This window comes from Pelagirhabdus alkalitolerans (assembly GCF_900096905.1).
GTDB classification, from domain to species: Bacteria; Bacillota; Bacilli; order Bacillales; family Amphibacillaceae; genus Pelagirhabdus; species Pelagirhabdus alkalitolerans.
Window position 1 is genome coordinate 38468 of sequence record NZ_FMYI01000006.1, and the last position, 25282, is coordinate 63749.

Annotated in this window: 28 protein-coding genes and 1 other annotated feature; of the genes, 21 read left to right on the forward strand and 7 right to left on the reverse strand. The window is 36.3% G+C overall.

The window, feature by feature from the left end; all coding sequences use genetic code 11:
* Positions 1-182 precede the first annotated feature (182 nt).
* Entirely contained in the window at positions 183-494 is a 312-nt protein-coding gene (locus BLR62_RS08490; RefSeq protein ID WP_090795817.1) for a metal-sulfur cluster assembly factor, read from the forward strand.
* A gap of 47 nt (positions 495-541) precedes the next feature.
* On the opposite strand, the gene BLR62_RS08495 is transcribed toward BLR62_RS08490, so the two are convergent.
* Both BLR62_RS08495 and BLR62_RS08500 read right to left on the reverse strand, forming a co-directional pair.
* Positions 542-1243, reverse strand: coding sequence for a Crp/Fnr family transcriptional regulator (locus tag BLR62_RS08495; protein ID WP_090795820.1), 702 nt, complete (start codon positions 1241-1243; stop codon positions 542-544).
* 22 nt (positions 1244-1265) lie between these two features.
* Positions 1266-2075, reverse strand: coding sequence for an undecaprenyl-diphosphate phosphatase (locus BLR62_RS08500; protein ID WP_425438872.1), 810 nt, complete (start codon positions 2073-2075; stop codon positions 1266-1268).
* Positions 2076-2177: 102 nt separating this feature from the next.
* On the opposite strand from BLR62_RS08500, the gene BLR62_RS08505 reads away from it, so the two are divergent.
* The 5 genes from BLR62_RS08505 (at position 2178) to BLR62_RS08525 (ending at position 6103) form a co-directional block, all read left to right on the forward strand.
* Complete coding sequence (locus BLR62_RS08505; RefSeq protein WP_245719439.1) at positions 2178-2543, forward strand: hypothetical protein; 366 nt, start codon at positions 2178-2180, stop codon at positions 2541-2543.
* Positions 2544-2802: 259 nt separating this feature from the next.
* On the forward strand, positions 2803-3738 hold the full coding sequence (locus tag BLR62_RS08510; RefSeq protein WP_090795826.1) for a beta-ketoacyl-ACP synthase III: 936 nt from the start codon (positions 2803-2805) through the stop codon (positions 3736-3738).
* A gap of 23 nt (positions 3739-3761) precedes the next feature.
* Positions 3762-4997, forward strand: coding sequence for a beta-ketoacyl-ACP synthase II (fabF, locus tag BLR62_RS08515; RefSeq protein WP_090795829.1), 1236 nt, complete (start codon positions 3762-3764; stop codon positions 4995-4997).
* 97 nt (positions 4998-5094) lie between these two features.
* Positions 5095-5292, forward strand: a complete 198-nt coding sequence (locus BLR62_RS08520; RefSeq protein WP_176759261.1) for a YuzI family membrane protein — start codon at positions 5095-5097, stop codon at positions 5290-5292.
* A 58-nt stretch (positions 5293-5350) separates the two neighbouring features.
* Positions 5351-6103: a DUF3603 family protein gene (locus BLR62_RS08525; protein ID WP_090795835.1), complete on the forward strand. Its 753-nt coding sequence runs from the start codon at positions 5351-5353 to the stop codon at positions 6101-6103.
* 49 nt (positions 6104-6152) lie between these two features.
* Here BLR62_RS08525 and trpS read toward each other — a convergent pair whose 3' ends face one another.
* Complete coding sequence (trpS, locus tag BLR62_RS08530) at positions 6153-7148, reverse strand: tryptophan--tRNA ligase (protein ID WP_090795837.1); 996 nt, start codon at positions 7146-7148, stop codon at positions 6153-6155.
* A 50-nt stretch (positions 7149-7198) separates the two neighbouring features.
* Positions 7199-7399: a binding site (T-box leader), on the reverse strand.
* A 160-nt stretch (positions 7400-7559) separates the two neighbouring features.
* On the opposite strand from trpS, the gene wrbA reads away from it, so the two are divergent.
* From wrbA to pepF, 9 genes are all read left to right on the forward strand, one after another.
* On the forward strand, positions 7560-8159 hold the full coding sequence (wrbA, locus tag BLR62_RS08535; protein WP_090795840.1) for an NAD(P)H:quinone oxidoreductase: 600 nt from the start codon (positions 7560-7562) through the stop codon (positions 8157-8159).
* Between the two features lie 72 nt (positions 8160-8231).
* Entirely contained in the window at positions 8232-8525 is a 294-nt protein-coding gene (locus tag BLR62_RS08540; protein WP_090795842.1) for a HesB/YadR/YfhF family protein, read from the forward strand.
* A gap of 97 nt (positions 8526-8622) precedes the next feature.
* Complete coding sequence (locus BLR62_RS08545; RefSeq protein WP_090795844.1) at positions 8623-10419, forward strand: oligopeptide ABC transporter substrate-binding protein; 1797 nt, start codon at positions 8623-8625, stop codon at positions 10417-10419.
* Between the two features lie 218 nt (positions 10420-10637).
* On the forward strand, positions 10638-11870 hold the full coding sequence (locus tag BLR62_RS08550; protein ID WP_245719440.1) for a putative glycoside hydrolase: 1233 nt from the start codon (positions 10638-10640) through the stop codon (positions 11868-11870).
* A 174-nt stretch (positions 11871-12044) separates the two neighbouring features.
* On the forward strand, positions 12045-12632 hold the full coding sequence (locus BLR62_RS08555; protein WP_090795846.1) for a GNAT family N-acetyltransferase: 588 nt from the start codon (positions 12045-12047) through the stop codon (positions 12630-12632).
* 327 nt (positions 12633-12959) lie between these two features.
* A complete protein-coding gene (spxA, locus tag BLR62_RS08560) occupies positions 12960-13355 on the forward strand; it encodes a transcriptional regulator SpxA (RefSeq protein WP_090795850.1) in 396 nt (131 codons plus the stop codon).
* A 226-nt stretch (positions 13356-13581) separates the two neighbouring features.
* Positions 13582-14256 carry an adaptor protein MecA gene (gene mecA / locus BLR62_RS08565; RefSeq protein ID WP_090795851.1) on the forward strand — a complete coding sequence of 225 codons (675 nt, stop codon included), beginning with the start codon at positions 13582-13584 and terminating at the stop codon, positions 14254-14256.
* A 272-nt stretch (positions 14257-14528) separates the two neighbouring features.
* Positions 14529-15695 (forward strand): competence protein CoiA, encoded by a 1167-nt coding sequence (locus BLR62_RS08570; RefSeq protein WP_090795854.1) that lies wholly within the window; start codon positions 14529-14531, stop codon positions 15693-15695.
* Positions 15696-15759: 64 nt separating this feature from the next.
* A complete protein-coding gene (gene pepF, locus BLR62_RS08575; RefSeq protein ID WP_090795856.1) occupies positions 15760-17568 on the forward strand; it encodes an oligoendopeptidase F in 1809 nt (602 codons plus the stop codon).
* Between the two features lie 441 nt (positions 17569-18009).
* On the opposite strand, the gene BLR62_RS08580 is transcribed toward pepF, so the two are convergent.
* Together BLR62_RS08580 and BLR62_RS08585 are read right to left on the reverse strand one after the other, a co-directional pair.
* Positions 18010-18906: a ClpXP adapter SpxH family protein gene (locus BLR62_RS08580; RefSeq protein WP_090795858.1), complete on the reverse strand. Its 897-nt coding sequence runs from the start codon at positions 18904-18906 to the stop codon at positions 18010-18012.
* A 114-nt stretch (positions 18907-19020) separates the two neighbouring features.
* Positions 19021-19596: a CYTH domain-containing protein gene (locus BLR62_RS08585; protein ID WP_090795860.1), complete on the reverse strand. Its 576-nt coding sequence runs from the start codon at positions 19594-19596 to the stop codon at positions 19021-19023.
* Positions 19597-19719: 123 nt separating this feature from the next.
* Here BLR62_RS08585 and yjbM point away from each other — a divergent pair, with 123 nt between their 5' ends.
* The 3 genes from yjbM to BLR62_RS08600 are packed head-to-tail and all read left to right on the forward strand — an operon-like array spanning position 19720 to position 22080.
* The gene (yjbM, locus tag BLR62_RS08590) at positions 19720-20358 is read left to right on the forward strand and encodes a GTP diphosphokinase (protein ID WP_090795862.1); all 639 of its coding nucleotides are present in this window, start codon (positions 19720-19722) and stop codon (positions 20356-20358) included.
* Positions 20359-20398: 40 nt separating this feature from the next.
* Positions 20399-21202, forward strand: a complete 804-nt coding sequence (locus BLR62_RS08595; RefSeq protein WP_090795865.1) for an NAD kinase — start codon at positions 20399-20401, stop codon at positions 21200-21202.
* Between the two features lie 20 nt (positions 21203-21222).
* Positions 21223-22080 carry an RluA family pseudouridine synthase gene (locus BLR62_RS08600; RefSeq protein ID WP_090795866.1) on the forward strand — a complete coding sequence of 286 codons (858 nt, stop codon included), beginning with the start codon at positions 21223-21225 and terminating at the stop codon, positions 22078-22080.
* Positions 22081-22092: 12 nt separating this feature from the next.
* Here the strand turns inward: BLR62_RS08600 and prpE are convergent, their stop codons facing one another.
* Positions 22093-22833, reverse strand: coding sequence for a bis(5'-nucleosyl)-tetraphosphatase PrpE (gene prpE, locus BLR62_RS08605; protein WP_090795869.1), 741 nt, complete (start codon positions 22831-22833; stop codon positions 22093-22095).
* 155 nt (positions 22834-22988) lie between these two features.
* Between prpE and fabI the strand changes: the two genes are divergently transcribed.
* Both fabI and BLR62_RS08615 read left to right on the forward strand, forming a co-directional pair.
* Complete coding sequence (fabI, locus tag BLR62_RS08610; RefSeq protein WP_090795871.1) at positions 22989-23768, forward strand: enoyl-ACP reductase FabI; 780 nt, start codon at positions 22989-22991, stop codon at positions 23766-23768.
* 136 nt (positions 23769-23904) lie between these two features.
* Positions 23905-24324 carry a hypothetical protein gene (locus tag BLR62_RS08615; protein WP_090795873.1) on the forward strand — a complete coding sequence of 140 codons (420 nt, stop codon included), beginning with the start codon at positions 23905-23907 and terminating at the stop codon, positions 24322-24324.
* Positions 24325-24376: 52 nt separating this feature from the next.
* Here the strand turns inward: BLR62_RS08615 and BLR62_RS08620 are convergent, their stop codons facing one another.
* On the reverse strand, positions 24377-24829 hold the full coding sequence (locus BLR62_RS08620) for a CotY/CotZ family spore coat protein (protein ID WP_090795875.1): 453 nt from the start codon (positions 24827-24829) through the stop codon (positions 24377-24379).
* 171 nt (positions 24830-25000) lie between these two features.
* Here BLR62_RS08620 and BLR62_RS08625 point away from each other — a divergent pair, with 171 nt between their 5' ends.
* Entirely contained in the window at positions 25001-25279 is a 279-nt protein-coding gene (locus BLR62_RS08625; protein ID WP_090795877.1) for a hypothetical protein, read from the forward strand.
* Positions 25280-25282 lie beyond the last annotated feature (3 nt).

A 25282-nucleotide genomic window follows, 5' to 3' on the forward strand; every position in this document is an offset into this window, starting at 1 on the left:
CACCTCAATCTTTCTCAGTCTAGTTTAATGAAGTTTTTCAGTGCTGTAAAGAAAAGAATCTAGTCAACGCATGCAGCATAAAATTTTAATGACGAGATAAATAATAGAGATCAGTTCACTTTTTTCACTTTTTTGTTTATAATGGAGTCGAACGAGGTATTTTGACTAAAGGAGTGTTAAATATGGATGAAGCATTACAAGAAAATTTACTCGGCGCTTTGGAAAATGTTATTGACCCAGAGCTCGGTATTGATATTGTTAATCTCGGATTAATTTATGGAGTTGACTTACAGGAAGATGGGACAGCAGTTGTAACCATGACGCTAACAGCTATGGGTTGCCCTCTAGCTGGACACATCGAACAAGATGTAAAGCGTGCTCTATCAGATATTCCAGAGGTAAAAGAAGTTGAAGTGAATATCGTCTGGTCTCCACCTTGGAGTAAAGACCGCATGTCACGTTATGCAAAAATCGCACTTGGTATCCCCGATTGATTATGAGAAAGCCCACAATTTTGTGGGCTTTTTATATTGAGATGGTTTTAGTTAATGGTACATAAAACAACCGGGCAATCTTCACAATTAATGGAAGTCTTTAGGTATTCTAGGTCATGTATACACAGTTTACCGTCTTGAATCGATACAACATTTAGTCGTCTTAATTCATTGATCATTCGATTAACCGATTCTCTAGAAGTGGCACAGAAATTTGCGATTTCTTGATTCGTCAGTTGAACGGTAAGATGAATGCCGTCGCTTTGTTTTTTGCCATAACTGTTAGATAATCGAATTAAAGTAGAATAGAGAGCCCCTTTTTTACCGTGTAAGATCAAATCTCTAAATTTAGTTTGATCCTTACGATAATTTAAATTAGCCATTTTAATAAAGGCAAGATAAGCCTCTGTATCTTTTTCCATCGCTGTTTTTAACTTCTTTTGACCAAAAATAGCGACTTTTCCTGCTTCGGTGATTTTCCCATCGACTAAATAAGAAGTTGATTCTTCATCAATTGCTAGTTCACCAACTAAGTCACCTTCACCACAATATCTAAGCGTAAGCTCTCGTCCATCAGGACTTGCTTTATTAATCGTGAGATGTCCACTTAAAATCACATAAAGTTCATTTGCTTCTTCACCTTGGCGGAATAAAAATGTATTCTTGCGCGTTTCAATATAATAATCGGGTTCTTGGAAATAAGGTTTTAGAGCAGCTGGTAGCTGATTAATTTGTATATGTCTTCCCATTCTAGCTCCTCCTTCACCTGTATTATAGGATAATAAATGCGAATAGACCAATAGCGAAACAGTAAATTGCGAAATAAATTAATTGACCTCTTGCCATAATATTCATAAACCAGCGCAGTGAAAAATAGGTAGCAATACCAGCGGTTATAAAAGCGAATAAGTAAGGAATCCATAAATAACGAACAGACTCATCCAGCAATTGATCCATAGATAAAATGAAAGTTCCTAAACTTACTGGGATGTAGAGTAGAAACGAAAAACGTAAAGCCGTTTTTTGTTTAATACCTAATAACATAGCTGCGACTATGGTTGCACCTGATCGACTAATACCAGGTATGAGCGCAACGGATTGTGCAAGTCCAACAATAATAGCATCTTTTAAAGATAAATCATTTTCTTTTTTCTGTCCTTTTAAATTTCGAATTAAAAACAAGAAAAATCCAGTTATGATCAATGTTATGCCAACCATATGAGCAGAGTTAAAAGTTGACGCGATCACGTCTTCATATAATAAACCAATGACACCAGCAGGGATCGTTGCAATGATTAAGTATAATATGAATGTAAACTCACTTTTTCCATTGGTGTCGTTCTTAAATAAAAATTTAGCCCCATTTAATGTTAAACGCATAATATCGTGTCTGTAAATGATGAGTACTGCTATTAATGAGGCAAAGTTAACGAGAATTTCAAAAGATAAGTTTTCTAATTTTAAACCAAACAGGTCTTGTACAATGACAAGATGACCACTTGAGGAGATCGGAATGGGCTCTGTAAAACCTTGAACGAATCCGAAAAATATGTACTGTAGTAATAGCGAAATATCATTAATTATAGTCATTTTAAATCCCCCGATTATGTATTAGTTGTCACGCTTTTTTCGTTTAAACATAAGTTATAGATGAGAAAGGAAGTGATCGTGATGCATCATAATATGTATGATTTATGTCAACGACATATGCATCGATTTGTGTTACTACAAACAGCAGAAGGTGAGAACATACAAGGGGTTATTACAGACGTCAATCAAGAGTATGTATATCTTGCCGTTCCACCTTCAAGCATGAATGAAAGGGAGGCTGAAGAATCAAACCGCCAATTCTCACCGTACTCAAGGCCACCATATGGAAGACCAAGACCTGGTCGTCCAGGGCCTTATCCACCATATGGAAGACCACCGTATGGACCAAGACCCCCGTATGGACCAAGACCCCCTCATTACTACCGACCGAGTCCGTTTCAGCGATTAGTTTTACCACTTGCTGCTTTAACTGCTTTAACTGTGTTGCCTTGGTATTAATGCTTCGTCCCCATGCTTATTTAAAAGCATGGGGGCTCTTTTGTTTAAGTCTGAAAGTAATTATATCATTGAGGTAGTGAAAAAGGAATTCAATCCAAACTATTTTTACAAGGTTTTTACAATAATTCCTCTCTTCATTTGAATAATAGTTTATAAATAAGTTTTTTATGTAAATGCTTGATTATTAAGCATAAATGTCTTATATTAGTACCTAGTACTAATAATTGATTATAAAAAATCCGAGTGAGGAGTTAAGTATATGGCATGTGGCGTTATTGGTGTTGGGCATTATTTGCCTGAACGTGTTATGACAAATTTTGATTTAGAAAAAATAGTAGATACAACTGATGAGTGGATTCGTACGAGAACTGGAATTGAAACACGACATATCGCAACTGATGAAGAGGATACGTCTGATTTAGCCTATCAAGCAAGCCTTAAAGCAATAGAGGATGCAGGCATTAAAGCATCAGAAATTGATCTTATTTTGGTTGCAACGATTACACCGGATCAACCATTTCCTAGTGTGTCTTGCCAATTACAAGAAAGGCTAGGGGCAACAAAGGCAGCAGCCATGGATCTTGGTGCCGCTTGCGCTGGATTCATGTATGGAATGGTGACGGCTCAACAATTTATCGAAACCAACATGTACCAAAATATTCTCGTTGTCGGTGCGGAAAAGTTATCAAAAATTACCGATTGGACAGATCGTAATACGTGTGTTTTATTTGGAGATGGAGCAGGTGCAGCCGTTATGAGTCATGTACCTGAAGGAAAAGGCATTTTATCATTTGAATTAGGAGCAGACGGAACAGGTGGCACTGCATTGTATCAAGAAAGCGACATGATTCGAATGAATGGACGAGAAGTTTTTAAATTTGCGGTTCGTCAAATGCCCGAATCATCTGAAGCTGTTGTAGAAAAAGCTGGCCTAAATAAAGAAGATGTTGACTTCCTTATTCCACATCAAGCGAATGTTCGTATTATGGAAGCAGCACGTGAACGATTAGGCATTAGCCAAGATCGTATGGCCTATTCAATTAATAAATATGGTAACACCTCAGCAGCATCCATTCCGATTGCTTTATCTGAGGAAGTCAATTCAGGCAAGATAAAAGATGGAGACGTTATAGTATTAGTCGGTTTTGGCGGTGGCTTAACGTGGGGAGCCATCACACTTAAATGGGGTAAATAATGATGAAGGAGGAAAATGGTAATATGCGAAAACGAGTTGTTGTAACAGGTATGGGCGCTATTACACCACTTGGTTCTGAACTAGATACCTTTTGGGAAAATTTAAAGGCGGGGCAATCCGGTATTCGTGAAGTGACGAAGGTAAATAAAGATGATTTTCCATCGAAAGTTGCAGCTGAAGTTACGGATTGGGACGCGAGTCTTTACATGGATAAAAAAGAAGCAAAACGAATGGACTTGTTCACTCAATATGCAGTTGGAGCAGCGAAAATAGCAGTTGATGATGCTAATTTAACAATTGATGAGTCCAATGCAGACCGCGTTGGTGTTTGGGTTGGATCTGGAATAGGTGGTATGGCTACATACGAAGAGCAATTCAGGCGGTTTATGGATAAAGGGTATCGTCGAGTCAGTCCTTTCTTCGTACCAATGTTGATTCCTGACATGGCTGCTGGTCAAATATCGATTCAATTAGGAGCTAAAGGGATCAATTCTTGTACAGTCACTGCTTGTGCTACAGGAACGAACTCTATTGGTGATGCATTTAAAGTGATTGAAAGAGGCGACTGCGATGTGATGTTAACTGGTGGTGCTGAAGCGCCAATTACAAATATGTCATTTGCGGGATTCTCAACTGCAAAGGCATTGTCCGTTAACCCTGATCCGAATTCGGCGAGTCGACCATTTGATAAAGAACGTGATGGTTTTGTGATGGGTGAAGGTTCAGGTATTCTCGTATTAGAATCACTTGAATCCGCGCAAAATAGAGGCGCTCACATTTATGCTGAGATCGTTGGGTACGCATCAACAGGCGATGCACATCATATTACAGCGCCTGCTCCTGATGGTGAGGGTGCTCAAAGAGCGATGAAACAGGCAATAGAAGATGCTCATTTGTCACCGAGTGATGTTGATTATATTAATGCTCACGGAACGAGTACACCTTTTAATGATAAATTCGAAACAACGGCTATTCGTTCTGTTTTTGAAGATCATGCCGATGATTTAATGGTATCTTCAACTAAATCAATGACAGGTCACTTATTAGGAGCCGCAGGAGCTGTTGAAGCCATTGCATCGATTAAAGCGATCCAAACAGGAATTGTACCACCGACAATCAATTATGAGCATCCAGATGAAGAATGTGATTTAGATTACGTACCGAATGAAAAAAGAGAAGCAACAGTTGATGTTGCACTATCAAATTCATTAGGATTCGGCGGGCATAATGCTTGTTTAATCTTTAAAAAATATCAATAATGAAACGAGACCATTCATTTAGCGATGAATGGTCTTTTTTATAATAAAAAGGCATATGTTAAAAGCAAAGTGGACAGGCACTTTAGGGAGGCTATCAATGTTATTTCTTATTGGGTTCGGTCTTAGTGTGGTTGGTGGTGTGATGATTATTTTATATTTAAATTTGATACCAGCCGGTTTATCATTTAAATCCTATTTAATTTTCATTGCAGGACGTATGGAGTGCCAATTGTTTATCGTCGGTTGTCTAATCATGTTATTTAGTTATTCTGGTCTATTGCGCCAGTTAAAATGAATAAAATAGAATTACTCAGGTGATACTGTTTGACAAACCGGCGAAAAGAGGGATTTGAATGGAAAGTATCCAAGACGTTTGGGTCAACTGGTTTGAGGGAGAAGAATATGGGTACAATGTTTGTCATTTTCATGAATGGCGCCCAAGTGATCGGATTGAACTAATTGACAGGATACCAATTTTGCATATGAAACCATCACTCTTTACAATGATTGAAAACAGCTTAAATGATTTGCCTCAGGAGCTACTAAAAAAAATTAAAAATCAAACAATTAAAAGTCAAAAGCCTGTCCAATATGCAGCAATTGTAAGCGATGCTCAATCTGTATTAGCATTTGATACACTCGGTTATAGTTATCCGATTAAAAAAAGCCGTCTGACCCCTGTCCAAGAAAAAAAGGTATTAAAACGGGTGAAAAAGAGTCCTGTATTTACCATTAATCATTGGCTCAATCCGTTTACACAACACGATCAATCGATCACGTTACCAACTGAATTGATGATTGGTTTAACACGACGAGAACGGGAACTTAAGCGGCTAACATTGTTGGCACTTGATCAGCTGAAAAAAGATGAACATTCTAAGGAAGTCCATTATTGGTTGACAGAGTGGGAGCCTGAAAGGTATTCGACCATTATGGAATTACCATTTAGAAAAGCATGGTCACGACTCTATGATCATATATCAAAAGGATGGTCAGTTGATCATGAAATGTTTTGTCTTGCTCTCATTGAGGGAGAACCTTTATTTGAAGAAATGTATAAAAAAGCAACACAATCGAGAAGAACTCGATTTAAAAAGATATATTGATCGTAAAAAAACAGCCACTTTTCATGATAAAGTGGCTGTTTTTTATTTATTAGCGCTTTTTCTTAACGCGTCCTAGTCCCATTGCTTTTTTTGCTTTTCTTAATGTTTTTGACGCTACTTTTTCTGCTTTTTCCGCTCCATAATCTAATATATCATCAAGCTCATCGGACTTGTAAATCTCATAGTAACGCGTTTGAATTGGCTCTAAAACATTAATAACCGCATTCGCTACATCTTGTTTAAAACCACCATACCCAACGCCTTCATATTGAGCTTCAATCGATTCAAGTGATTGATTCGTACAACTAGCCAAAATCGTCATTAAGTTACTAATTCCTGGTTTGTTTTCTGGATCAAATCGAACCACACCTTCTGAATCTGTGACGGCACTTTTGATTTTTTTCTCAATCCGTTTCGGTTCATCTAACATGAGAACAGTTGCTTTTTGATTTTCGTCAGATTTACTCATCTTTTTCGTCGGTTCTTGAAGTGACATAATACGCGCACCGACTTCAGATATTTGACTATCTGGTATAGTGAAAATGTCGTTAAATTTGCGGTTGAAACGTTCAGCCAGATCACGCGTCAATTCAATGTGCTGTTTTTGATCGTTACCGACGGGCACAATATCTGTTTGATAAAGTAAAATATCAGCTGCCATAAGTGGTGGATACGTTAATAAAGCTGAAGAAACTGCTTCTTTTCCAGCGGATTTATCTTTGAATTGTGTCATTCTTTCTAACTCACCTATGTAACTTTGCGTTTGTAACATCCACCCAAGTTGTGTGTGGGCAGCCACTTCTGATTGAATAAATAGTGTTGCCTTCTCAGGATCGATTCCACTCGCGATATAAAGAGCAGCAAGTGATCTTATGTTATCTCTTAATTTCAATCGATCTTGTGGTACTGTAATTGCATGCTCATCTACGATACAGAAATAACAATCTTTATCTCTTTGTAAATCAACAAATTGTTTCATGGCGCCTAAGTAATTTCCAAGTGTTAACGTTCCACTCGGTTGAATACCAGAAAAAATAGTTTGCATAATCTTCACCTATCCTTTTTAAAGTAAAAATCTCATATGCCCAAAAGTTATGTAAGGACGAAGCTTTCGCGGTGCCACCTTACTTATCTCGGGATATGAGATCTCTTTTATTCAAGTAACGTTTGAATGAACGGTATTTTATCATACAAGTTCCAAAGCCCCAATTTCATCTTTCCTTAGTACCTGCTTACACCATCCAGGCTCGCTATTAGCTAGTGGAAAAGAATCCTAAACTTTGTCATCACTTTTTTTATATGTAATTAAGAATAGTATAATAAATTTCTTTAATCAAAGCAAGGGTCGTTATGGCTGAACCTCATTAAAAATAATTCATGGATAAAATAGGTTTAATTCAAGATAATTCGGGAATACCTACCATTAGTTATGAAAATATTAGGAGGTATTAGGAAAATGAGTGTAAATTTAGCGATTATTTATTATAGTGCAACTGGAACGAATTATCAGTTAGCAGAATGGGCAAAAGAGGCTGCAGAAGAAACGGGGGCCAATGTGAGATTAAAACGTGTCGAAGAATTGGCACCTGAAGAAGCGATTGCTTCAAATCCTGCATGGAAAGAGCACTTTGATGAGACTAAATCAATTGATGTTGCCACTTCAGATGACTTAGAGTGGGCAGATGCCATTCTATTCACTTCAGCTACGCGTTTCGGCGGTGTTGCAGCACAAATGAAGCAATTTTTAGATATGCAAGGTGGCTTGTGGGCTAATGGAAAACTGATTAATAAAGCAGTGAGCGCGATGTCATCAGCTCAAAACAACAATGGTGGCCAAGAAGCTTCTATTCTGTCGCTTTATACGTCACTGATGCACTGGGGAGCTGTGATTGTGCCTCCAGGTTATTCAGACCCTGTCTTGTTTACAACAGGCGGTAATCCATATGGTGCGAGCGTAACCGTTGATGGAGAGGGACAAATGGTAAACGATATTAAGCCAGCTGTCTTACATCAAGCAAAACGTCTTGTTGATATTGCAGGTCGAATCAAGCAATAATATAAAAGTAGAAAGCGAGGTGCTCAACGTTTTTGTTGAGCACCTTGTGATAGTTTAGAAAGGATTATTAAAATGAAAATTCATGTAACAGAACGCGCGCAAAAATGGTTTAAAGAAGATGTAGGTGTCTCAAAAGATGAATACGTGAAATTTTTCCCTAAAATATATGGAAGTAGTCCCGTTCAAAAAGATTTCGCCCTCGGCTTTGATAAAGTGGACGAAGTGATAGATGAAGGGGTAATCGAGTCATTTGGAGACTTGCATATTGCGGTTGAAAATGATGACTTATGGTTTTTCGATGGTCATGATTTAAAAGTTGATTACATTGAAGACAATGATGAAGTGACATTTGAATATATTGATTAAATATAAAAAAAGATGGTGTTTTGCATACAAAAGCACCATCTTTTTATTGAATATTCATACATATTCCCCTATAATTTGAGTTTGTATTAATAATTTTATGCTTACTATTAGGGGGGGAAATGGGTTGAAAAAGACACACATTGCTATCTTATTTTTATTTAGTTCTATTCTTATTTTATCGGCATGTGATCAATCAACTGATGAGGTATCTAACGTTTCTGTTGAACATGATTATATTGACGGGTTTAATCAAGCAATCATTAGTGATGAACCAGCTCTTGACGGAGGTGAGATCACTTTCGGGATCGTTTCCGATTCGCCATTCCAAGGTGTTTTAAATTATAACTTTTATGTAAATAATCGAGATCGAGATATTATAGATTGGTTTGATGAACCACTTCTGGCACTTGATGCGAATGATACATATACACAAGATGGCGCAGCAAACTATGATGTTGATCATGATGATCAGTCGATTACGTTAACGATTCGGGATGACGTCAATTGGCATGACGGAAACCCTGTAACGGCTGAGGATTGGGCCTATGCATATGAGGTCATTGGTCATCCGGATTATGAAGGTCCAAGATACGGAGCTGACATGCGTATGATTGAAGGTATGGAGGCTTATCATAGTGGTGAAAGTGAAGAAATTTCTGGTATTACGATCCATGATGAGAAAAGTTTAACGATACAGTATGAGCGCCTGACACCGTCTCTTTTAGCAAATGGTATTTGGCCATATGCGCTTCCTAAACATGTATTTGAAGCATATGAAGTGAGTGAGATGGCTTCAAGTGAAGAGGTAAGACAGTCACCGATTGGAATGGGCCCTTTTAAAGTGGAAAGAGTTGTTCCTGGGGAATCAGTCTTACTCACTAAAAATGAAGATTATTGGAGAGGTGAACCAAACCTTGACCAAGTGACAATCAAAGTTATTGGTACGCAAGTGGCGACTGAACATTTAAGAAGTGGGGAGGTTGATATACTCAATCAATTCCCAACGGATCAATATGTGGAAAATCAAGATCTAGAGAATATAACATTTTTAGGTGATATTGATTTTACGTATACGTATATTGGTTTTAAATTAGGTGAGTGGGATGATGAATCAGGTCAAAATGTCATGCACGAAGACGCTAAAATGGGTGACGTTAAGTTGCGTCGTGCGATGTGGTATGCGGTTGATCATGACCAATTAGGTGAAGAATTATTTGATGGTCTGAGATGGAATGCAACGACACTTGTTCCGCCAACACATCCTGACTACCACGATGAATCGATTGAAACACCTACTTATGACCCGGAACAAGCAGAAGATCTGTTAGATGAGGCAGGGTATGTGGATGTAACGGGTGATGGCTTCCGCGAAGATCCTGATGGTGAGCCATTAGAGATTAACTTTGCATCGGTTGCAGGTGGTGACACAGCTCTACCAATGGCTCAATACTATGTACAATCATGGCAAGACATTGGGTTAAATGTAGAACTTGCAGGTGGTCAACTAATGGACAACAACGTATTGTTTGATCGACTAGAAAATGATGACCCTGACATTGATGTTTATGTAAGTGCGTGGGCTGTTGGTACAGATGTTAATCCAGAACCTCTTTATGGGCGATACGCACCGTTTAACTATTCACGTTATACAAGTGAAAGACAAGATGAATTGTTAGAAAAAGGTTTATCAGAAGAAGCATTTGATATGGAGTATCGACAAGAAGTATACAGCGAATGGCAAGCCTATATGGCAGAACAAGTGCCAGTGTTCCCAATGCATTACCGGATGCAGATCGTACCTGTACATGATCGCGTGTCCAATTATGCTGTTCATTTCAATGAAGATACAGGGATTCATCGTTATCAATTGGGTGTAACAGAAGAGACTGACTAAAAGAATAGTGTACCTTTAGGAATCAAATGATGATCTTAATAAGCGGATGTTCTGTCGTTGTAACGAAGAATATCCGCTTATTATTTTTAATCTTCTAGTACTTTTTGTTGGATTTTGTAATTTCTTATATCATTATTTCCTTATTTTTATTATAATAAATGTAGTTATATTGGCAAAAATATAAACAAGATGAATGTAAATAGATGGGGGAACAACAGATGACATTAACTGGACGTATGAATCACTTTTTATTTAGCCTAAGTATTATGTTTGTTGGATTATTTGGATTTGCATTAGGGGTTCAAGCAGAAGAAAATGAAGCTGAACTGTTAACTGCAAGTGAGCATCAACACAGAGAATTACAATTAGCCGTACCCGAAGCACCTGTTAGCTTTGCGCGTTTTACATATGATTCAGGTTATGATTTTCCTTATCCTGAGGATGCTGTGAGAGGTATCTATTTAACAGGACATTCAGCTGGCGGGTCTCGCTTTGAGACATTACTTGACCTTGTTGATACTACGGAATTAAATTCAATGGTGATTGACATCAAGGATGATGATGGATACCTTACTTATAAAGTGGACGAAGATGATCCATATTATGATATTTCACGTAATTTTATTGGTAATCCCACTGAAATGATGGAGACTCTAGAAGCGCATGAAATTTACCCAATCGCACGTGTTGTTGTCTTTAAAGACAGCGTGTTGGCTAAAGAACGACCTGATTTATCATTTTTAGAAGATGGAGACGTTTGGGTCAATAATAGAGGCGAAGCATTTGTAAACCCTTATGAAAAAGAAGTATGGGATTATAACATTGAAGTTGCTAAAAAAGCTGCTGAAATGGGATTCAGAGAAATTCAATTTGACTACGTTCGTTACCCAGAAGGATTTGAAAGACGGGATGAAATATTAGATTATTCTCAAGGTGACTACGAAGATGTCGAAATGGAAGGTGTTCAAAAACGTGTTGAAGCAGTAACGGATTTTGTTGCTTACGCACGCGAACAACTTGAACCTTACGATGTGGATGTATCTGTTGATATTTTTGGGTATGCAGTAACCGTTGAAGAAACACCAGGCATTGGACAGAACTTTTCAAGAATTTCTGATAATGTCGATGTGATCTCTTCGATGATCTATCCAAGTCATTGGACACCACATTTTGGGATTGATAACCCAGACGAGGAACCTTATGAGCTCGTTAATGAATACGCTCAATTAGAAAACGAAATTTTAGATGCACTTGATACACCACCTGTATCAAGACCTTGGCTGCAAGATTTTGATGCCCCTTGGTTATATAGTGGTGAAGTCTTTAGATATGGTGTTGATGAAGTAGAAGCACAAATTCGTGCACTGAACGAAAATGGTATTGATGAATTCCTACTGTGGAATGCACAAAACACTTATACTGAGGGTGTCGATTACACGCCATTAGATTAATTTTAAGTAAAAGCTCTTCTTTTTATGAAAAGAAGAGCTTTCTTATACTTAAATTGCATAAGTCTCTATATTTGCGGGTAAGGTGGTTAAAGTAAAGATTTAGCGCGTTTAACAAATGTGTCGTGTTTCGTTATACTAATAAAGGCTTTGATGACAGAGAAAGGGTGCAAGGTAATGGATTGGTTTGAAAAATTAAATGATTATTTTCCAATACACGAAATGAAATCGAAAGAACATATGGATTTATTATTAAAAGAGAAAAGTGACGTTTACTATAAAGATGAAGGTATTGAACATGTCATGATGTATGCAGAATTTGAATCATTTATCTTTATTGATTATTTGTATGTCTCACCATCTTCAAGAGGTAAAGGGTTAGGTCATCAACTAATTGAAAAATTGAAAGGAAAGAATAAGCCGATTATTTTAGAGGTGGAGCCAGTTGACTATTCAGACACGGATTCGAAAAAGAGGCTTCACTTTTATAAACGTGAAGGGTTCACGCATGCGATGAGCATTGGTTATAATCGCCGCTCTTTAGCTACAAAAGAAGAGGAGCCTCTAGAGATCCTGTATTGGTCTCCGACAAATGCGGATGAGGAAACAATTTATAAACAGATGAAAACAATGTATGAAGATATCCATACGTACAAAGATGAACAAATTTATGGAGAATCTTATCAAGATGTTGAAGAGGTTCTTTCATATGATACCGAACGAGAAGCGGATAATATTTTTGAAAATTTAAAAGATCGTAACTAGTAAATGGAAGTGATTAGCTAAAAGGTTAGTTAATCACTCCATTTTTTCAATTAAGACATTTTTTTAATGACATAATTGAGAATAAAAATCTAAATTTCTATGTTAAATTAAGGTTTAACATTTTCGTTGAGTGGGAATAGTATGTTTGTAAGCCGATAATGAGATTATAATTGTGTAATTTATAAGTAAAAATCACACAACCTCTACAAAAAAATAAGTAAGTGTAGTATAATTGAATTAAGTTATTAAATTAAAATTAATTTAATCTAATAATAAGACAAACGAAGTATTTAATGATTGATAATATATTTTGAGGAGTGAAGTCAAATGGTAACACTTTATACCTCGCCAAGTTGCACATCTTGTCGAAAAGCGAAAGCGTGGTTAGAAGAACATGATATTCCGTACCGTGAACGTAATATATTTTCTGATACGTTAAGTCTTGATGAGATCAAGGAAATTCTACGAATGACTGAGGATGGCACAGACGAAATTATTTCGACACGTTCAAAAGTATTCCAGAAATTAAAAGTAGATATTGACCAAATGCCACTCAAGGAATTAATTGATGTTATTCAAGAAAATCCAGGTATTTTACGTCGACCGATCATCATTGATGAAAAACGTCTTCAAGTAGGTTACAATGAAGATGAAATTAGACGCTTCTTACCTCGTAAAGTGAGAACCTTCCAGCTTAAAGAAGCACAAAAGATGGTCAATTAATTTAACATTTTAATAAAACGCAACCATTAATACAGGTTGCGTTTTTTCATATTCAAATGTAGCAGCATCTTTTGTTTATAGGGTGACAACCGCTTTAAAATACGTTAAAATAGGTAAACAGCAAATAAGGATACCTAGAACTAATGGTTAAAACGTTAGTATTACGGGTAAATATACTATGAGACAACAAGATGAGCTAAATGCCTTTTTGAAGGGAGTGTACGAAATGGAAATAGAGAGAATTAATGAAAATACCGTTAAATTTTATATATCATATATGGATATTGAAGATCGTGGATTTAATCGTGAAGAAATTTGGTATAATCGCGAACGTAGTGAACAGTTATTCTGGCAAGTGATGGATGAGGCTGGAGACCAAGAATCATTTGATATGGAAGGCCCTCTATGGATTCAAGTTCAAGCAATGGAAAAGGGTTTAGAGGTAACGGTAACCAAAGCCCAATTATCGAAAGACGGTCAAAATATTGAGTTACCTCTTGATTCGCCAGGTATTGAGAAGCAAATGGATGATAAGCTAGAAGACTTACTAGAATCGCAGTTTGGTAAAGGTGAAAGCAGTAGCGAAGAGGAGCAGACGCCTGTTCGACTTATCCACCATATTGTTGTATTTAATGAATTTGAGGATGCCATTCAGCTAAGTCATCATATTGATTCGACTGATGGTATTGATGATTCACTTTATCATTATCAAGGTCAATACATTCTCATCTTAGAATTTAATGATACGATCTTAGATGATCATGTACAAGATAACATGCTAAGTATGATGTATGAATTTGGTTCAAAACAAAAAGTAGCGATTCCATTAGTTCAAGAGTACGGAAAAGTGATTTTTGAAGATAATGCTTTAGCGCAAATTAAGCATTACTTTAATCCTTAAAGCGTTTTGGATAAAAATGAATAAACTAATTCAAGTAGCGAACAACAATGGGGTAACCTTTTGTTGTTCGTTTGTCTTTCCTAAACTTTTTCTAAGTTCAATATATTTATTCGGTCGAAGGACAAGATAGTAATTTCTAATAAGTAAACTAAAATGTCTGAAACAAAGAATAAACTGAAGCCGATATTCAAAAGGTTACTAAGATGAGATGTTTTTATATGAAGGTTTAAAAAAAGAGATGTCGAACTTCTTACGAAAAAAGGAGGCGACATATGCTTCTCGCAATAACAAAATCAGGTGATACATTTATTCCCTCGACACTAAAAACGCATGAACTGCAATTGATTAAGAAACAGAATCTAAGTTATTACTGTCCAGCCTGTAAGGAAAGAGTTGTACTTAGGGCAGGATTAAAACAAATTGCTCATTTTGCTCATCGGTCTAAATCGGACTGTGATAATCTCTCTAAAGGTGAAGGGAAGATTCATGAACAAGGCAAAAAAGATTTGTATAACTGGTTAAAAGCTCAAAATGTCGAGGTGTCATTGGAGCATTACATTCAATCGATTAAGCAACGAGCCGATCTTTTCGTAAAATGGAATAACCGACTGTTTGTGATTGAATATCAATGTGCAAAGATTCCGATTAAAGACATATTAAAGCGAACTTATGCTTATCAATCGATTTCTATCATGCCTATATGGATTTTAGGTGCTAAGCAAATGAAACGTCTAAGCAAATACTCAATTCATTTAACCAAAACATTAGAGTTATACTTGCATTCCACCCCATACTGTCAATCGCCGCTAATGTATTTTTATTGTCCGATTCGCCAACAGTTTGCAAAATTTCATCTGTTCGCCCAAACAGATACGTCAAAAGCAATTGGACTTTTTGAATTTAATCCCCTCCGTGAACTTACCTTTTTTGACACACCACATACTCAGTACAATAAAGAGATGCTTGATGAATGGTATAAGGAACAATTTAAGTTTAGATTCCATCTGCCAAAACACTGTTATGGAAAGGAAAAAGCATTTAGAAATTGGCTCTATCACATGCAGTTACACCCATCAACAATATCAAGTTTTGTCGGTTTACCAATCCGTTATCAATTAAAAATGAATTGTTCTATTTGGGATTGGCAAAGTCGTCTTTGCTATGTTTTTATTAATAACCATAAACGATTCTCCTATCATCAAGTGATGCATTATATGAGACCATATAAAAAATCACAAATGCTTTTGCCTTTGGTCAATACCCCAATCGATCCAGTTAAGGAATATTTAGATTTATTGATTCAACTAAAAATCTTAACATTTGAAGATAATATGTATTTTGTCATTCGGCGACTCAAAACCTATTGCAATCCACAGGAAGCTTTAAAGGGTGATAAAAAAATGAAAGACTTACTAAAAAACAAGGTGAAATATAAGTAATCTGAATGAAAATCGGTTATTCTATATATAACACTAACTTTTCTAGGGAGGTAAGTCTTATAGTATGAGTCAACAATTGAAAAAACGAGAAGAAATTGAGCAGGATAAAAAATGGCGTTTGGAAGACATTTTTGAAAACGATGAAGTTTGGGAAAAAGAACGTCAGCATATTAAAGAGATGCTAGAAAAATTTAAAAAATTTCAGGGTCGCATCAGTGATTCACCAGAATCCCTCTATGAGTTATTAAAACTTGAGGATCATGTTGCTGAAAGATTCGGAAAATTGTATACCTATGCCCATATGCGCTATGACCAAGATACGACAAATAGTTTTTATCAAACACTTAATACGAAAGCACAATCTTTATATGCCAACGTTGCACAAGCATTGAGTTTTATTGTGCCTGAAATTTTACAAATAGATCCTAAAGAAATTGATCGGTTTATGGATCAACTGCCTGAGTTAAAGCATTACGAAAAAGCTTTAGAAGATATTTTAAGAAAGCGTGATCATGTTCGTGATGAAAAAGAAGAAGCATTACTTGCTCAGCTGAGTGAAGTTACAAACCAAGCATCTCAGACGTTTGGTGTGCTTAATAATGCAGATTTGACCTTTCCACCAGTCAAAAATGATGAAGGTGAAGAGGTTGAATTAACACATGGCCGCTATATTAACTTTATGGAAGCAACAAAGCAATCTGTTAGAGAAGAAGCGTTTCACGCGATGTATGATACGTATGAACAATTTATTAATACGTTTGCTCAAACATTGTCTCAACAAGTTAAGAAGGATAATGTATACGCTAATATTCGCAACTACACATCAGCAAGAGAAGCTGCACTTAAACCGAATAATATACCAGAAACGGTTTATGATCATTTGATTGAAGCTGTCCACTCCAGACTTCATATCCTACACCGATACATTAAATTACGTAAAAAAGTTTTAGATCTTGATGAATTACACATGTATGATTTATATACGCCTTTAATTAAAGACGTTGATATGCGCTATAAGTATGAAGAGGCTCAAGAGATTTTAACTAAAGCTTTGGCGCCATTAGGTGATGAATACGTGAGCCGTTTAGAAGAAGGCTTCTCTAATCGCTGGGTTGATGTGGAAGAAAATAAAGGGAAACGTAGCGGTGCTTATTCTTCTGGTGCATATGGTACAAATCCATATATTTTAATGAATTGGCAAAACAATTTAAACAATGTGTTTACCTTAGCACATGAATTTGGTCATTCGCTGCACAGTTATTACACGCGTGAAAATCAACCGTTTAGATATGGTGATTATTCAATTTTTGTAGCTGAAGTCGCATCAACATGTAATGAAGCATTATTAAATGACTATTTAATTAATAATACTGAAGATAAAAGAGAAAAATTATTTTTAATTAATCATTTTTTAGATGGATTTAGAGGAACTGTATTCCGTCAAACAATGTTTGCTGAATTTGAACATTTAATTCATCAACTTGACCAATCAGGTGAAGTGCTCACACCAGAACGTTTAACAAAAGAATACTATGCATTAAATCAAATGTATTATGGTGAAGGTGTGATTCACGATGAACAAATTGGTCTAGAATGGGCTAGAATTCCTCATTTTTATTACAATTACTATGTTTATCAATATGCGACAGGTTATGCTGCAGCCCAATCATTAGCGGCATCTATTTTGAATAAAGAATCAGATGCTAAAACACGTTATTTTGATTTCTTAAAAGCAGGAAGCCGATATGATCCAATTGATGTGTTAAAACAAGCAGGCGTTGATATGACAGAGCAAAAGCCTGTATTAGACGCGCTAGATGTCTTTGAAGCTAAGTTAAATGAGATGGAACAATTATTTAACGAGCTCAACTAATTGTTAAAATCTTCTGAAATGGCGGTTGCCGATTAAGAGAAATAATAAGTAATAAAACGTAAGAAATAACAAAGGGAATGTTATGAAAACAGAAAAGAATTGCATCAACCCTAAAAAATGAAATCCAATAGAAACAGTTAAAATGAGCAAAATGATAAAAAGTTTTACAATCGTCACAGTGAAAACCTCCAATTTTTCTTTTGTTTCATATTTATGATTTATTTATAAAAGTTAACTATGACATTTCTGTGAATTATTGGTGAAAAGGTTGAAACATTCTTTAGGAATTGCTATATTTAGATTGTGAGATGTTTAACAAACAAAACCCCTTTGTTTGATCTGAAACTTTCTCCCATCCCCCCATGACCGATTGTGTCATGGCTAAGGATGCACCTATATAGGTGCATCCTTTTTTTATTGATAAAAAAAGACCTTGATTCATCAAGGTCTTGGGTTATAACGCCAGAATACACCGTGTTTAACGGGAACTTTTGTTACTAACTGTTTAAGTTGTAGTTTTTTCATTTCTTTACACGCTTTTTCGATTGACCAATCAAATATTAATGCAATTTCATGAGAACCAATAAAATTAAAGTGTGATAGGAAATCCTCAAGCTTCGGTTTATCAAATGGCTGAACATCTCGTTCTAAAAGTTGTTTTAGAACTTTGACATAAATATGATAATCATAAGCACCAGATAATTTCAAACCTTCATCCTCAATGGATTCATTGAAGAATACAACCGAAGGGGTTTGGTCGACTTCCATTTCTTTTGATAATTTTAAGTCACACTGGAATGCTTTTTTGGCTGGATGAGCATGAAGATCACGTTTAAATTCATCTAAATCAAGGTTTGTTTCTTTAGCTATTTGAATTAATTGTTGATCTGAAGAGATATCTGTTTTACTTAAAAATAAATATTCTTGTACTTTTCTAAGATAACGTCTACCTGCTTTTATCCCTTGTAGTTCAGCTGCTTTAATTGCGTAAGCTACATGATAAGGTTGTGTTAACGGATCCTCTTCCCAAAGATCGCCATCACAACACATTCCCGTACGATTCGCTGTTTTTTCCCACATTCGCTTTAACTGAGTTGGATGATCATTTTTTCTTTGGTTAAGTTTAGATACTTTGTCACTTAGTATAGGACGTATTGTAAAAAAGCGTCCGTATTCTAATTGCAATTTCTTTATAATAGGGTCTAATGACCAAGATTCTGGGCATAGTGGATCAATAAATATATATATTTCAATTGGTTTTTTGAGAAGATCAAAGTAGCTATACTGCGCCGCGTTTGTCTGTTTTTGGAGTGAAGGCCCAGTTTGTTTGAAGCTCACATCGATTCTCCTTTCCTCATCTGTTGTTATTTTGACGATCTTGTTGCATGTCTAACTGTATTTCATTGTACCAGTGACTTAAGCATAAGGGCAACCAATAAGCCTCACATGCTCTTATTTAACCATTGTGTCGTAAAATCGTTTAATCTTATTAGGGGTTTCTTTATTTGTAATGGCATAATCACTTAAAAGTTGTTTCATTTTCTTTTCTGCATCTTGTCTCGAACTTGCTTCAATTTCTAATTCATAATCGGTGATACCGTTATAATCACTTTTATCAATGACAATAAGTGTATCATTTTCTTCTGTTTCCATACGTTCTGTTGTTAGAGAACCACCATACTCGAGATCTTGATAGTCGATGCTAAGTTTAGATAACGCTTGTTCAATTTCTGGCACACGTGTTGGCTGATTGTTGATCCATTTTTTGAATATATCCTCATTAATATCGGCATGTGTTTCAAGTAATCCATCAGTATGCGGTTGTTTAAGGGTTACTGTGTACTTTTGGTTTTTTAGTCGAATGCGTAAAGCTGCTCCGTTTTTTTTCAGGTCGAAATTAGGGGTTTCAAAGTAGTGATTGACTTGTTTTTCGATTTTACTTTGTTCAGTCGTGTAGGCTTTGAGTAAACGATGATATTCATCTTTTGTTAATAAATTTTTTAGTTCAATTTCAATTTCTTGTGACATATATAGGTCTCCTTTTCACTGTCTTATCCATTTAATTATAGTAGAAGGTGACAATAAAAGTCGAGATTTTCGCTATTAGAAATCATATCGATTGTGCTAAAATGGATATAAGGTGGTGACGTTATGGAGCAAAATGCAAATTGGTCAACATTTTTAGTACCTTATACACAAGTGGTTGAAGAATTAAAAGTGAAATTGAGAGGTATGCGAACGCAATATGAAATTGAAGCGATGCATTCACCGATTGAATTAGTGACAGGACGTGTAAAACCTGTCGCAAGTATATTGGATAAAGCAAAACGAAAAGGCATTAAGGTTGAAGAAATTGGAGAAGAGCTTCAAGATATTGCAGGTGTTCGGGTTGTCTGTCAGTTTGTTGATGATATTTATTCAATCGTTCACCTTTTAAAAGCAAGACATGATTTTAACATTATAGAAGAGAAAGATTACATAAAAAACAAAAAAGAAAGTGGTTATAGATCTTACCATCTTATTATTCGCTATCCTGTTGCAACTATTCATGGTGAAAGACATGTATTAGCAGAAATTCAAATTCGGACACTAGCTATGAATTTTTGGGCAACGAATGAACATTCATTGAACTATAAATATAGTGGTCAAATCCCTTCTGATATAAAAGCTCGTCTTAAACGAGCTTCAGAAGCGGCCTTTCAACTAGATGAGGAAATGGCTAAAATTAAAGATGAAGTACAAGAGGCACAATGGATATTCCATCAATTAAAAAGTAAAAAACATGAGTGATTCGTTGTTGGGTTTGAACATAAAGGAGGCCGCTTAGAATATGAAATTTGCCGTTACAACTAAAGGAGACCATAAGTCAAATAAAATTAAGATGATTATTGAGCAATATCTGTTAGATTTCGATTTAGAGATTGATGAAGAAGAACCAGAAATTGTCATAACGGTTGGAGGAGATGGAACATTCCTCCATGCTGTCCATTATTACTTCCATCGTTTAAAAGAGACAGCGTTTATTGGTCTTCATACGGGTCATTTAGGGTTTTATGCTGATTGGTTACCGGAAGAAGTTGAGAAACTTGTGCTGGAAATTGCTAAAGAAACATTTGAAATTGTCGAATATCCTTTGCTTTCTACTGAGATTTATCAAGAGAATCAGGAAGAACCGGACCGTTACTTAGCCTTAAATGAAATGACAATTAAAAAAATTGAAGGATCTGTTGTTGTGGATGTAATGATTAACGGTGAATTATTCGAACGATTCCGTGGAGACGGACTATGCGTTTCGACGCCTTCTGGTAGCACAGCTTATAATAAAGCACTTGGTGGTGCGATTATTCACCCATCGCTTGCTACGATGCAAATTACTGAGATGTCTTCGATTAACAATCGTGTTTACCGAACGATTGGGTCACCTTTAATATTACCGAGCCACCATGTTACTCAATTTAAACCAACAACCAAAAGTAATAACTTTTTCATTACCATTGATCATATAACGAAGAATTTAGACAATGTTCAAGCGATTGAATGTTCCGTCGCTAAAGAAAGGATTCGTTTCGCCCGGTTTAGACCATTTCCTTTCTGGAAACGTGTCCATGAATCCTTCATATCAGATGAGCGATAATTGAGTGGGGGACTGAGAGCGTGAAGTGGGAAGTAAACGACACAGATTATAAAACAGTTCGAGATTTTATTCGCTATTCGATTGGTCTTTCACGTAATACGTTGAGATCGGTTAAGTTCAATGGAGGAGAACTTAAAGTTAATGGTAAACGTGTCGATGTTCGTCACCCTTTAAAAAATGGGGATCGTGTTGAGATCACCTTTCCAACGGAGACACGTGGGCCGTTGTTATTTCCTGAGGGCGGGGAACTAGACATTGTTTATGAAGATGATTTTTTGCTTGTCGTAAATAAGCCTGCAGGTATAGCAACCATACCGTCGCCTATACATAAAAGTGGTACGATTGCGAATCGATTGATTTACTATTATGACAAGATTGGTTTATCGTCAACTATTCATATAGTTACACGATTAGACAGAGATACTTCTGGGCTTATGTTGGTCGCGAAGTATGCCTTCTTTCACGGTCTATTACACAACTCAGAAATTGATCGGGGCTACAAGGCTTTAGTGAATGGAGAGTTACCACAAGAAGAAGGCGTTATAGATGCCCCGATTGGGAGAAAATCGGATTCTATAATTGAAAGAGAAGTATCAGATGAAGGTAAAAAAGCTATCACCCATTTTAAAAGAAGGCACCAAACTAATGACTACACATGGGTCGATTTAAAACTTGATACGGGACGCACGCATCAAATTCGTGTGCATTTAGCTCATATCGGCTATCCGCTTATCGGTGATGATTTATATGGGGGAGATTGTCAGTTATTGAAACGTCACGCCCTTCATTGTGATTACCTCCGTTTTTTTCATCCGATCACAAAAGAATATGTCCAATTAAAGAGTCAGATTCCAGATGATTTAGCACCTTTTCAATGAAAAAGGTGCTTTTTAATCGAAATTTGTAAATTTCTCAGCTTGGAAAGGGAGAGTTGAATCGACTGTTTCAATTTGTTTTTCAGGGAATCGAAACGCTGCTAAACGATGACCAAAGACACAACCTAAATCAATATTAACGGTCTTGTTTAAAAAGCGAGGTTCTAATACAGGGGTATGGCCATACACAATCCAATACTCACCTTGATAATCAGCTGCCCAATCTCTTCTAACAGGTCGACCGTCTTCATGTGTTTGTCCTGTCACATCACCATATAGGACGAAAGATTTCACCTTTTTGTCTTTGCGACCAATCGCTTTTTCAGGTATACCCGCATGTGCAACAATCAATTTGAGTGGTTCAAATTTGAAATATAGCGGTGCATTTTCATATAGACTCATAAATTGTTCCTTTACGTGTGTCTTATTTTTTTCTGATAAAGCTAAAAACTCTTCAACTGTTGTCTCTAAACCATGTCGAATTTGCACGTTATTTCCTAGGAAATAACGATACAATTTATCACAATGGTTACCTGGAATATAAATAGCAATTTTATCGTGATAAACGAGTTGGTAAACGAGTCCTATGGTTTGAATGGATTGTGGTCCTCGATCGGTAATATCACCGGCGAAAATAAGTTGTCGATCATCTGGATGATAGTAATGCCCATTTTGTTTTTGGTAACCTAGTTTATTTATTAATTCAATCAGTTCTTGTTTACAACCGTGTACATCTCCAATGATATCAAATTTCATTTATCTAGCCTCCATTGTTTCGTAAACATAGCTTAACATGAGATTTGAAAAATATGCGAGTGAATTGACTAGAAATGATTGAGATTCACCGACTTATCGGTTAAAATAGTATCAGGTACTAATAACAAGTTTTAAAATCAAGGAGGATCCACACGATGAATGTTTCATTAGAAGGAAAAACCTATGTTGTCATGGGCGTTGCGAATAAGAGAAGTATTGCTTGGGGTATTGCTCAAGCACTTGATAAAATGGGTGCTCGCTTAATTTTCACGTATGCAAACGAACGATTCGAAAAACCAGTCAAACAATTAGCGGATACATTAACGAAAAGTGACTCACTTTTTTATCCATGTGATGTAACAGATGATGCTGATATCAAATCAGCTTTTCAATCAATTAAAGAGGATGTCGGTGTGATTCATGGGTTGGCTCATTGTATTGCATTCGCTGATAAAGAAGACCTAAAGGGTGAATTCGTTGAAACCTCAAGAGAAGGGTTTTTAACGGCTCATAACATCAGTTCTTATTCGTTAATTGCAGCAACAAGAGAAGCAGCACCATTAATGACAGAAGGCGGAAGTGTTGTTACGTTAACTTATTTAGGTGGCGAGCGTGTTGTTCAGAACTATAATGTGATGGGTGTTGCAAAGGCAAGTTTAGATGCAAGTATGAAATATTTAGCGAATGATCTAGGCAAAGATGGTATTCGAATCAATGCCGTATCTGCAGGTCCTATTCGTACTCTTTCAGCTAAAGGTGTAGGTGACTTTAACTCAATTCTTAAGAAAATAGAAGAAAAAGCACCGCTAAGAAAAACCGTCACACAAGAAGAAGTCGGTTCAACAGCTTATTATCTATTAAGTGACCTTTCTAAAGGGGTAACCGGTGAGATTATTCATGTAGACTCAGGCTACAGTATTCTCGGCCTATCTTAAATATTATAGTAAGTATAAACACTCGATCTCATTTTATATTGTAGATTGAGTGTTTTTTTATGAAAAATATCAGCTTATGGACTTTTCACATGATGACCTGCCGTTTCATATACTGTCACGAATAGGAGGTGAACGGATGAAGAACCGGCCCATTTACTATATCGATCAACCGACATTTGAACGCCCATCCCCTTCAATGCAAGATGAATATAAATCTTGGGATGCAGATTATGAAAGTAGAAGAGATGGTTTGCCAGTTTCAATTAAGCGAGAAGAGTATGAACCATTTGAAACCGTGACTTCAGCTGATGAAGAAGAAAAGGATCAATCTTTTGAACACCTGACGATTCGAGAAAAGATCGATTATATTATACCTTCTAAACAATCGATGCTATCTTTTGTTTGTCAATTTGAAGTTGGAAACGAAAAGATAGAAGGTCAAGCACTCTCAACAAGAGACGGTCAATTAATTATTATAAATAATCGAACAAGAAGACGACAATCGTTGTCAATTGATCAACTAAAAGCTATTCGTATTATTAGTTTTAAGTCATAGGGAGTGAAAACGAGCGACTTCATGAAGTCGCTCGTTTTTTAAGTGGTGTCATTTATAGTGCATTAATAGCAGGTAGGCATGTGATATGACAGAAGCATTTCACATCAACTGTAATACATACGCCTGTGCCTCTTAGGTTACTTGTGTCTTGTTCGACCGGAGATCTTGGGTCGCGTTTTTGACAGCTAGGTGTTTTTAATAGTTCAAGAACTGCACATTGGTCTTTATCGATACATTTAACTCTGAAATAAAAGCTTCCAAATACATTTTGAACTTGATTTAAAGGGGCACCATACCCTTTAAATGGCTTACAATCTTTACAATACAAAATAACTGGTACAGTATCTAAATTGCTTGCTGGTGATGTATCACCGAGTAAATCAGCGATTGATTGCTCACAACTTGAATCACATGCGCAATCATGAATGTTATTTTGAGCATCAGCAATTTCACGTAATATGTCTGAAACGCAATGACCTGAATGATATTTTCCTCCACACGACATTAACAATCGGCTCCTTTCAATATTAAAAGTATGATCAATTATAGAGTATGCTGGTTGCACATCTCAGTGTGGGCGAATGTTTAAAGATAATAAAAAGCTCTTAAGTTTCATTGTTTCTAAAGCATATTTTTTATGAGAGCGGGTATATACATACTAAAGGAGGGATGACTGATGGGTTATATAGCACCAATTGTGAACTTTACAGCTCAAAATTATCATGAACGTGTGATCATACCGGATCACGATCCAGTTTCTATCGAGAAACCTTATCCAGTACAATTAGAAAAAATTTCAGCAAGCAATACGCATTCTAACATGTTCACGGGTCAAGATTTTAATGAACCTAAAGATCATTTTAACGGACAACCTAAACATGTCATCTCTCAAGAGACGAACAAATTGTATGCTGAGATGACTGGAATTGGTGGTCAGGTTAATGAATATGTATAAGTT